The organism is Acidovorax sp., from assembly GCF_046314175.1.
GTDB lineage: Bacteria > Pseudomonadota > Gammaproteobacteria > Burkholderiales > Burkholderiaceae_C > Acidovorax.
On record NZ_JBKBXG010000071.1, the window covers coordinates 18,484 to 27,183 of the forward strand.

At 63.1% G+C, this 8,700-nt stretch carries 7 protein-coding genes; 3 read left to right on the forward strand and 4 right to left on the reverse strand.

Annotated features, from left to right (window positions below; genetic code table 11):
• Positions 1-4: 4 nt before the first annotated feature.
• Positions 5-352: a DUF6172 family protein gene (locus ACK4OE_RS18600; protein ID WP_409886868.1), complete on the reverse strand. Its 348-nt coding sequence runs from the start codon at positions 350-352 to the stop codon at positions 5-7.
• Positions 353-443: 91 nt separating this feature from the next.
• Here ACK4OE_RS18600 and ACK4OE_RS18605 point away from each other — a divergent pair, with 91 nt between their 5' ends.
• Positions 444-1,706, forward strand: a complete 1,263-nt coding sequence (locus ACK4OE_RS18605) for a diguanylate cyclase (RefSeq protein ID WP_409886870.1) — start codon at positions 444-446, stop codon at positions 1,704-1,706.
• A gap of 208 nt (positions 1,707-1,914) precedes the next feature.
• Here the strand turns inward: ACK4OE_RS18605 and ACK4OE_RS18610 are convergent, their stop codons facing one another.
• Complete coding sequence (locus ACK4OE_RS18610) at positions 1,915-2,118, reverse strand: hypothetical protein (RefSeq protein WP_409886873.1); 204 nt, start codon at positions 2,116-2,118, stop codon at positions 1,915-1,917.
• 63 nt (positions 2,119-2,181) lie between these two features.
• Positions 2,182-3,834: a methyl-accepting chemotaxis protein gene (locus ACK4OE_RS18615; RefSeq protein WP_409886875.1), complete on the reverse strand. Its 1,653-nt coding sequence runs from the start codon at positions 3,832-3,834 to the stop codon at positions 2,182-2,184.
• Positions 3,835-4,450: 616 nt separating this feature from the next.
• On the opposite strand from ACK4OE_RS18615, the gene ACK4OE_RS18620 reads away from it, so the two are divergent.
• Positions 4,451-5,983, forward strand: coding sequence for a CYTH and CHAD domain-containing protein (locus ACK4OE_RS18620; protein WP_409886877.1), 1,533 nt, complete (start codon positions 4,451-4,453; stop codon positions 5,981-5,983).
• 64 nt (positions 5,984-6,047) lie between these two features.
• Positions 6,048-6,734: a 3'-5' exonuclease gene (locus ACK4OE_RS18625; RefSeq protein ID WP_409886879.1), complete on the forward strand. Its 687-nt coding sequence runs from the start codon at positions 6,048-6,050 to the stop codon at positions 6,732-6,734.
• A 66-nt stretch (positions 6,735-6,800) separates the two neighbouring features.
• Here the strand turns inward: ACK4OE_RS18625 and ACK4OE_RS18630 are convergent.
• The coding region (locus ACK4OE_RS18630) for an FAD-dependent oxidoreductase (RefSeq protein WP_409886881.1) at positions 6,801-8,700 on the reverse strand (1,900 nt) is incomplete at its 5' end.

The window sequence follows — 8,700 nt, forward strand, 5'->3', positions numbered from 1 at the left end:
GGCTTCACGCCTCGTCGTCGTCCCCGCCGACATCTTTGCCCTCGTCGCCTTCATGGGGCTCTCCCGCAGGGCGCGGCACGCGCTTGCCAGGTTTGGCGATGATTTCCACGTAAAACTGCGGACCGCCTTCGGCTGCCACCTCGTTGATCAGGCCCGTCAGGGCTGAGAGGTGCGCTGATTCAGCCACTTCTTTGGTGCGCCCGAACTGGCAGTCGAAGTCCCAAAAGTCGGCCCCTTCGGGCAGGTCGCGCCGGCGTTCGCGCTTGATGTATTTACGGATTTCGTGCTTGACGGCATCCAGAACGCGGTCTCGGTTCTTGCCTTCAACGTGGAGTTGGAAAGTTTTTCTCATGGGCGATGGTACCGCCTGTGACAGTCCGCAATTCACACCGGGGCGGTCGAGTGCCACAATGGCGCATTACTTTTGGTTACTCTCCATTCCGATGTACCACGACCTCCGTCTGCTGCAAGCGCTGCCAGCGGCTGTGCTCGTCACGCAGGAGGGTGTCATCCGCTTTGCCAACGCTGCCAGCGCAGAACTACTGGAAGCCCCCAGCACCGACAGCCTGATTGGGCGCCTCTCGGGCGACTTCGTGCATCCCATGGACCAGGTGCGTTCCACCAATCGCGTCCAAGGGGTCACCGTGCCCGAACAAGGCGGGCGGCCCAACAAGTCGTCTGAATTTCGCATCCGTACGCTGCAGGGCAACCTGCGCATGGTGCTCATCAGCAGCGTGGCCGTGCAATGGCAGGATGCCCCCGCAGTGCTGATTTGCGGTCTGGACATGACCCACCAGAGCGAGATAGAGGCCCAGTTGCGCGAGAGCGAGCAGAACTTCAGACGCTTGTTCGAGAACATGCAAGATGTCTACTACCGCACCGACGCCTTGGGCATCGTGCAGCATGTGGGCCCGGGGGTTCGGCGGGTGCTGGGCTACGAACCCCACGAGATTGAGGGCAGAACCGCCGAGTCGTACTACCCACAAAGCACCGACCGTGACGCCTTCAAGGTGGCGATCATGGAGAAGGGTGAGGTGTCGGACTTTCCGGGCCAGATGGTGCGGCGCGATGGCACGGTGATCGACATCTCCATAAGCAGCCAGGCGCTGTACGACCATGCTGGCAATTTTGCGGGGGTCGAGGGCATCTACCGCGACGTGACGTTACGCAAAAACCTGGAGCGCGAGCTGCAGCGCCTGGCCACCACCGACATGCTCACGGGCATGGCCAATCGCCGTGCGTTCCTGGAATGCGCCGAGTCGGCATACGAGCGCTCACGCAGCAGCAGCGAACCGCTCGCGCTGTTGATGCTGGACGTGGACCACTTCAAATCCATCAACGACCGCTATGGCCACCTCGAAGGTGACCGCGCCCTGATGGCGTTTGCCCAGGCTGTCAAAAATCCCCTGCGCGCCGGTGATGTTGTGGGGCGTCTGGGTGGCGAAGAGTTTGGCGTGCTGCTGCCACAGACCCGCTTGACCGAAGGCCTGGAAGTGGCAAAACGCATCGTCCAGAGCTTTCGCGCCCTGCAGCTGAGTGACGAAAGTGGCCATGCCTACGGCATTACAGCCAGCCTGGGCCTGAGCACCCTGCGCCCCTCCGACCGCTGTCTGCGCGACATCCTTGACCGTGCGGATCAGGCGCTTTACCAGGCCAAACACCAAGGGCGCAACCGTATCGCCTCACAGGAACCGGCTGGCGAATAGTGGGGCGTTTTTAGAACCTCTATTCAGCATTCTTCAGTATTGGTAGCGGAGTGCCATTGGCATGATTGAACGCATCGGAAGTGCCGCATGGGTACATGCCCAAGCAAACCAACGGGGGCCATGACAGCAAGGTTCAGGCCCGGATTCCTTCACTCCATTCCCGCTGGCAAACGGCTTGCGCGACACCGAGAAGGCCTTGAACAGGCTTTTACAAGCGCATCCGTTCTTGCTGCAGGTTCCACAGGCAGGCAGCAATTCGCAACAGCATCTCCATGACCTGTTCCGAGCCGCTGTTCGACAGATCCAGGCTGTCGATGATCACGGCCAGGTGCGAGATGGCGTCTTCAGGCTCTGACGCGCCGCCTGTTTGCGCGAGCTCGGCAATGGCGACGAGTACATCTGTACGGTTCATTGAGCACATTCACCGTCGTAGAGCAAACTGGTGGCCGGTCTCGGGACGGTGCTGCGTTGCACGTTAGCGCGCTGCCATGGGCAGCTGCTTGGCCGACGAGGCCACTGCTTTCAGCGCAGGCAATAGACGCACACCGGGATAAACACCTTCAGAGGCGTCCACATATCCGTCGGGCGCCAGCCTGAACTGTTGCACCACCTCCAGCAGACGCCGGGCCTGGTTTTTCATGCCCGTGGATGCCGACGAGCTGTCATCCACTAGCGCAGCATTTTTCTGCGTTGCGGCGTCCAGTTGCCGCACGGCTTCTCCGATCTGCGCGATGCCCCGGGCCTGCTCCTGTCCTGCGTCCTTGATCTCGCTGATCAGCTCCGTCACCTGGTCCACCCTCTGCACGGTGCGGGCCACACGCTCGCCCGCCTGACCTACCAGGGTGGACCCACGCTCAACACCGCGCACACTGGCTGCAATCAGGCCCCGGATCTCGCGGGCCGCAGTACTGCTGCGCTGGGACAGACCCCGCACCTCGCCGGCCACCACGGCAAAGCCCCGCCCTTGTTCGCCCGCGCGGGCCGCTTCCACCGCAGCGTTCAGGGCCAGCAGGTTGGTCTGAAACGCTATGTCGTCGATCACCTTGACGATGTCGGTGACCTTTTGCGACTGCGCGCTGATCTCCTGCATGGTGGTGATCACGTCGCGCATCACACTGCCTCCTTCGTTGGCCACCTTGGCGGCCTCTTGGGCCAGCTCAGCGGCACGGTGGGCGTTGTCGGTGTTGTGCTGCACGGTGATGGTGAGCTGCTCCATCGACGCGGCCGTCTCCTGAAGATTGGACGCCTGCGCCTCGGTACGGCGCGCAAGGTCCTCCGTACCACCCGCTATCAGCACGGCTTCTTGCGCTACCGACTCGGTGCTGGAGCGCACCTCGGTAATCACCCGCACCAGTTGCTGGTTCATTTCACGCAGGGCACCCAGCAATTCAGCGGTTTCATCCGTGCCGTGCACATCAATTTGCGCGCTCAGATCGCCACCCGCTACGGTGCGTGCCACTGCCACCGCCTGGCGTAGCGGGCGCGAGATGGAAAGCGTGATCACCCAGGCCATCGCAGCCCCCGCCACCAGAGCCAGCCCGGTGGCTGCCAGCATCCACCAATGAATGGTGTTGCTCATCTCGCGCGCTCCAGCAAACTCTGTCGCCGCCACGCTGATCTGCAATGCCACCAGCTTTTCGATGGCGCCCTGCACCTTGGCCGCGTTGGGGCGGATCTGGTTGATGTACAGCTCCGAACCATCGTCATATTTGCCTGCTACCAAGGCTGCGGCAGCGGGGATCAGCCCCTTGTCGAGGTAGGCGGTGTTGGCATCAGCAAAGGCCTGCGCCAAACCTTGCTCCTCTGCGCCCCGGGCTTTACCGGAGTACTCCGTCCACAAAGTGCGGATCCGCTCTGTGTTGGTGGTCAGTGCGGCGTGGCTGGCCTGCAGGTTGCTGGTGCCGGGGTCCATCAGCATGTCCATCACCAGCACCCGGTTGCCCTGCGTGAGGCGGCTGATCTCCGCCAACACACCCAAGGGCACCGTGCGATCTTCATACAGCGCTGCGCTGCGCTCGGTCAGGCGCTTGGCGCCGCTGATGCCGCCGGCTGCCAGGGCAGAGATCAGCAGCAAAAGCACTGCAAACGCCAGAGCAAGCCTGGTACCTATTTTGATTTTTTGAAGCATTTGAATCTCTCGTGAAGGTTCACAGGGTAGGCCGCCGGGGACAAAGCAACCACGGTGGGTGGTGCGTACATTGACCGACGGGCGCATCTGCCACCAAAGATACTAATTGTTTCAAATGACAAAATAGTGACTACAGGAGAATTTTGGCCCACTCAAATTATTCCAGAAAACACAACCACCCCGGTTAATTACTGCACCGAAAAATTCTTACACTAGCTCCAATCGCCATAAACCCGCTCATTTATATAGCCTTATCCTCTCTTTCATATTTGCAACGAAACAAAAAAACCCCAGTTCACCCAAGGGCCTTCAGCAGCATTTTGGTATCGCAAGGTGTAGGTGATACGGCACCCAAAGACGATGAGATGATTCGCCTTTCAAGCACCGATTTCATCAAATTTCTCCAACCCATTGAAAAGAAAAACTTCAGAGATCGACATACATAATCATTACACTCACAGCCAATAAAAAAATGGAGTATCAGATACAGGTTTTCCAGATATATTCAGCTTCCGAAAAAAATGGCCGCCGTATTTTGCTCAACCTCCCATATTAAATTAAAATATTCAGAATTCACACTGAGTACTCTGCCTCTCTCATCACAGGCACCCTATTTATGGAAATCGAATTCAAGTTCTGCATCCCCCCTGAACGCCTGGCTGCCGTGCAAACGGCGGCGCGCCGGGGCACGCACGCGCAGATCCGCATGGAGGCCCGCTACTTCGACACGTCCGATGCCGCGCTGTCGTCTCGCGGCATAGCCTTTCGGCTGCGGCGCGAAGGCGACCAGTGGGTACAGACCGTCAAGGCCCTGGGCAACGGCCCGCTGGACCGCGAGGAGCACAACGTGGACCGGGGCCCTGCCCATGCCACAGGCCCTGCCCCCGAACCAAACCCTGAACTGCACGCAGGCACCGTGGCGGGCACTCGGCTGTTGAACGCGCTGCAGGCAGCCAAAGGAGCGCTCACCGAAACCTATGGCACCGAGATGGACCGGGTGACGCGGGACATCGCCTTCAAAGGTGGCGTGGTGGAGCTGGCACTGGACACCGGGCGGGTCATCGCCCACCGTGGCACGCCGCAGCACAAAGAGGCACGCATCTGCGAGCTGGAGCTGGAACTCAAAGCCGGGTCGCTGGCTGGGTTGGCGGCCATCGCCACCCGGTGGGCAACACGGCACGGGCTGTTTCTAAGCACCGTGTCCAAGGCGGAGCGTGGCGAGCGGCTGCTGGCTGCGCGATGGGCCAAGCCTGCCACCAAGGACGCCCCGATGAAGGCCAATGGCCCGCGAAAACAATTTCTGAACGGGCTGGAGTTGCAGCGTGCGGCAGTGGCCCATTGCCTGCAGCAGATTCTGGCCAATGCCAGCGAGATGGTGGAAGGCGGGGGCGATGAAGAGCATGTGCACCAGCTGCGCATCGGCATCCGCCGGCTGCGCACGGCCTTGCGTGAGTTGGCGCCTTTGGCCCCCGGCGCGTTCCACCCCGCATGGGAGCCGCCGCTGGTGGATGTGTTCCAGCGCCTGGGCCAACTGCGTGATCGGGGCCAGGTTCTGCAGGCCAGCCTTGCCGAGCTGCGCGATGCGGGCGCGCCCGCGCTGGATGTGACAGTGGCGGGGGAACAAGCCCACGGCCCGTCTGCTGCGGCCATCGTGCGTACACCTGCGTTCCAGGCGGCGCTGATCGCCCTCATGGCTTTCACAGCCCAGGGCCATAGCGCTTTGGCGACGGGGGAAGAGGCCCTGGGTGCCAAGGACACCCGCCGCCTGCTGCAAAAGCGATTGCGCCGCCTGCACTCCAAAGTGAGCAAAGGTGCAAAGGGCTTTGCAGCACTACCAGCGGAAGAACAACATCGCCTGCGCAAGCAGCTCAAGCGCTTGCGCTATCTCACGGAATTTGTGGCGCCCGCGCTGGACGCCGACGGCGAATCTTTGCTCGCCAGCCTGCAGCCGGCGCTGGTGGCTTTGGGCAAGCTCAACGATGAACGTGTGGCCCACGCGCTGTGCGGCGAAATCGCCGCTACAGACCCCAAGGCCTGGTTTGGCGTGGGCTGGCTGGCTGCACGGCAGGCGTTGACCGTAGCGGCCTGCGAAAAGGCCTTGGCCCACATTGCCGACCTGCCTCGTCTGCGCAAGGCAGGCAAGCACTGAGGGACGCCGCAGGGCGCACCGAAGGCCTGCAGGAGACAAGGTCGCCGCACGGCACAATGGCCCCATGACGGAATCTCCCCCTCCCCAGCGCCCCCACCCGCCCTCGCGCACCGCCCACCGCAGCACCCCCGACAAAGACCAGATCGCCATGCTGGAACCTTTCGAGCGCCTGAGCTCGGACCGCATCGCACTCGTCTCCACTCCGGAGCAAGCCGACAAGGCGTGTGATGCCCTGGCAGCGGCCAGCGCCTGGGGCTTCGACACCGAATCCAAGCCCACTTTCGTGCAGGGCGAGGAGTCCGACGGACCCCACATCGTGCAGCTGGCCACGCTGGAAACCGCCTGGGTATTCCAACTGCACGACCCCGGCTGCCGCGCCCGCGTGGCCGAGTTGCTGGCCCTGCGCGGTGTGACCAAGGCGGGCTTTGGCCTGGGGGACGACACCAAGCGCATCCAGCACAAACTGGGCGTGCAGCCCGCCGATGTGCTGGAGCTGAACACTGTGTTCCGCCAACGTGGCTACCGCAAGGACATGGGCGTGAAGGGCGCAGTGGCCGTGCTGTTCAACCGCCGCTTCATCAAGTCCAAGAAGGCCGCCACCTCCAACTGGGCCAACGCTAGGCTGACGGAGGCCCAACTGGTCTACGCGGCCAACGATGCTTGGGCGGCTCTGCGGGTGTTCAATGCGCTGGAGATTTCTGCCACGCAGCAAGGTGCAGCGCCCGGCCACAATCATTTACTATCAAAATAATAGCTGTTAGCGCTTACCCATCAAGCGCTAGAGGCCGATTTGGCTTAAATTTCGGTCACCACCAACTTACAAGCGCGCCGCCAGCCGCGCCGCCTGGTCGATGGCACGCTTGGCATCCAGCTCACCCGCCTCCAGCGCGCCGCCGATCCGATGCGGCTTGTGGCCCGCAGCCTCCAGCTCTTGCGCCAGGCTGAAAAGGGGCACTTGCCCCGCGCACAGCACCACGGTGTCGCAGGCAATCCAGGTAGGATCTTCGCGCTTGTCGCCGTATGACACCAGCAGGCCCTCGTCGGCAATGCGCTCGTAGTTCACGCCGCTCACCATCTGCACCTCTTTCATCTTGAGCGTGGTGCGGTGGATCCAGCCCGTGGTCTTGCCCAGGCCCGCGCCGAGCTTGCCCTTCTTGCGCTGCAGCAGCGTGACCTGCCGTGCGGGCGGCGTCACGCGCGGGCCGCTGGGCGCCAGGCCACCACGTGCTTCAGCCGGGTCGGTGATGCCCCACTCGGCCTTCCAGGCGGGCAGATCGAGCGTGGTGGAGGGGTGGTCGCCATGCGTCAGGAATTCGGCCACGTCAAAGCCAATGCCGCCCGCGCCGATGATGGCCACGCGCTCGCCTACTGGCTTGCCGTGGCGCAACACGTCGATGTAGCTCAGCACCTTGGGATGGTCCTGGCCGGGGATCTTGGGGTCGCAGGGCTCCACGCCGGTCGCGACGATGACCTCGTCGAAGCCGGCCAGGTCGGCGGCCTGCACGCGCCGGTTAAGGTGCAGTTGCACACCCGTGTCTTCCACGCGCGTGGCCAGGTAGCGCAGCATTTCGTGGAACTCCTCCTTGCCCGGCACCACCTTGGCCATGTTGAGCTGGCCGCCGATGGCCGGGGCGGCATCGAACAGATGCACCTCATGCCCACGTTCGGCCGCCACAGTGGCAGCGGTCAGGCCCGCGGGTCCTGCGCCCACCACCGCCACACGCTTGCGCAACGACACCGGCCGGTAGACCAGCTCTGTCTCATGACAAGCACGCGGGTTGACCAGGCAGCTGCTGGTCTTGTTCTGGAACACATGGTCCAGGCAGGCCTGGTTGCAGGCGATGCAGGTGTTGATGCGGTCGGCCCGGCCCTGTGCGGCCTTCTTCACGAAGGCCGCATCAGCCAGCAGCGGCCGCGCCATCGACACCATGTCGGCGCAGCCATCGGCCAGCACCTGCTCGGCCACCTCGGGCGTGTTGATGCGGTTGGAGGTGACCAGCGGCGTGGAAATGCCCGCCGCCGCAAACTCGGCTTTCATCTTCTGCGTGACCCAGGCAAACGCTGCGCGCGGCACGCTGGTGGCAATAGTGGGCACCCGCGCCTCGTGCCAGCCGATGCCGGTGTTGACGATGTTGGCCCCGCCCGTAGCGACGGCCTTGCCCAGGGTGACGATCTCGTCCCACGCACTGCCGCCGGGCACCAGGTCGATCATCGACAGGCGGTAGATGATGATGAAGTCCTTGCCAACGGCCTCGCGCATGCGGGCCAGGATCTCCACCGGCAGGCGCATGCGGTGGCTGTAGTCGCCGCCCCAGGCATCGGTGCGCAGGTTGGTGGTTTGCGAAAGGAACTGGTTGATGAAATAGCCCTCCGATCCCATCACCTCCACGCCGTCGTAGCCCGCCTCGCGCGCTTTCACGGCACAGTTCACAAACGCACGAATTTGCCGCTCCACCCCGCGCGCCGACAGCGCGAACGGTGTGAACGGCGAGATGGGCGACTGCAGCCGCGAGGGCGCCACCGCCAGCGGATGGTAGGCGTAGCGCCCCGTGTGCAGGATCTGCAGCGCGATCTTGCCGCCCGCACCGTGCACGGCGTCGGTCACCACGCGGTGGCGTTTGGCGGCGCCCGAGGTCGCCAGCGTGCCCGCAAACGGCTTGGCCCAGCCCGCGATGTTGGGCGCAAAGCCGCCCGTCACGATCAGGCCCACATCGCCC

Coding starts and splice junctions, on each gene's coding strand:
- ACK4OE_RS18600 (WP_409886868.1), bottom strand. CDS start 352: ATGAGAAAAACTTTCCAACTCCACGTTGAAGGCAAGAACCGAGACCGC.
- ACK4OE_RS18605 (WP_409886870.1), top strand. CDS start 444: ATGTACCACGACCTCCGTCTGCTGCAAGCGCTGCCAGCGGCTGTGCTC.
- ACK4OE_RS18610 (WP_409886873.1), bottom strand. CDS start 2,118: ATGAACCGTACAGATGTACTCGTCGCCATTGCCGAGCTCGCGCAAACA.
- ACK4OE_RS18615 (WP_409886875.1), bottom strand. CDS start 3,834: ATGCTTCAAAAAATCAAAATAGGTACCAGGCTTGCTCTGGCGTTTGCA.
- ACK4OE_RS18620 (WP_409886877.1), top strand. CDS start 4,451: ATGGAAATCGAATTCAAGTTCTGCATCCCCCCTGAACGCCTGGCTGCC.
- ACK4OE_RS18625 (WP_409886879.1), top strand. CDS start 6,048: ATGACGGAATCTCCCCCTCCCCAGCGCCCCCACCCGCCCTCGCGCACC.